The sequence below is a fragment of the Methylibium sp. T29 genome, from assembly GCF_000576205.1.
Taxonomy (GTDB): domain Bacteria; phylum Pseudomonadota; class Gammaproteobacteria; order Burkholderiales; family Burkholderiaceae_C; genus Methylibium; species Methylibium petroleiphilum.
In genome coordinates this window covers 1-918 of the sequence record NZ_AZND01000552.1, presented here as the reverse complement: position 1 = coordinate 918, position 918 = coordinate 1, and the positions used below count along the sequence as shown (strand labels likewise).

Below are 918 nucleotides of genomic sequence, written 5' to 3'. Positions count from 1 at the left end.
GGCCGGGCTGGGCCTGGGCGCAGGCGTCAGCGAGCGCCGGCCGGCCTGGCCCGCACCGAGCGGCGAATCGGTCGACCTGCTGCTGCACCTCGATGCGGCGCCGGACGGTGGCGCTCCGTCCCCGTCCCTGCCGCTGACCCTTCAGAGCGGTGACGACTGGCCGCTGGGCCGCGCGCTGGCGCAGCTGGGCGGCGTGTACATCCTGGCCGAGAACCGCGACGGCCTGGTCATCGTCGACATGCACGCCGCGCACGAGCGCGTGGTCTACGAGCGGCTCAAGGCCGGCCTGGCCGGCGCACGCATCGAATCGCAGCCGCTGCTGATCCCCGCCATCTTCCCGGCCACCGCCGCCGAGGTGGCTACCGCCGAGGCGCAGGTGGAGACGCTGGCGCGGCTCGGCCTCGACCTCACGGTGCTGTCGTCCAACGTGCTGGCACTGCGCTCGCACCCGGCCGCGCTGGCCGGCGGCGACATGGTGGCGCTGGCGCGCTCGGTGCTGGCCGAACTGGCGCGCTACGACGCCAGCCACGCGATCGAGCGTGCGCAGCACGAGCTGCTGTCCAGCATGGCCTGCCACGGCGCGGTGCGCGCCAACCGGCGCCTCAGCGTCGAAGAGATGAACGCGCTGCTGCGCGACATGGAGCGCACCGAGCGCGCCGACCAATGCAACCACGGCCGCCCCACCTGGCGCCAGCTCACGCTGAAGGAGCTGGACCAGCGCTTCCTGCGCGGCCGCTGAACTTCTGCGCGGCGCGGCGCTCTGTCGCCCATGCCCGCACCGCCCCGCTCCGCACGCCGCCCCGGCATCGCGCCCGCCCTCCGTCGCCTGCTGCTCCGGCCTCGTGCTGCTGACGGCCGGCTGCGCCTCGCTCGACACCCAGCAGCGCCGCTGGACTCTTCCAGCCCGCCGCGTCGCCC

Annotated in this window: 1 pseudogene; it reads left to right on the top strand. The window is 75.1% G+C overall.

What is annotated here, in order from left to right:
• Positions 1-739, top strand: a pseudogene (mutL, locus tag x551_RS22770) (DNA mismatch repair protein MutL); the annotation flags it as partial.
• Between the last annotated feature and the right edge of the window lie 179 nt (positions 740-918).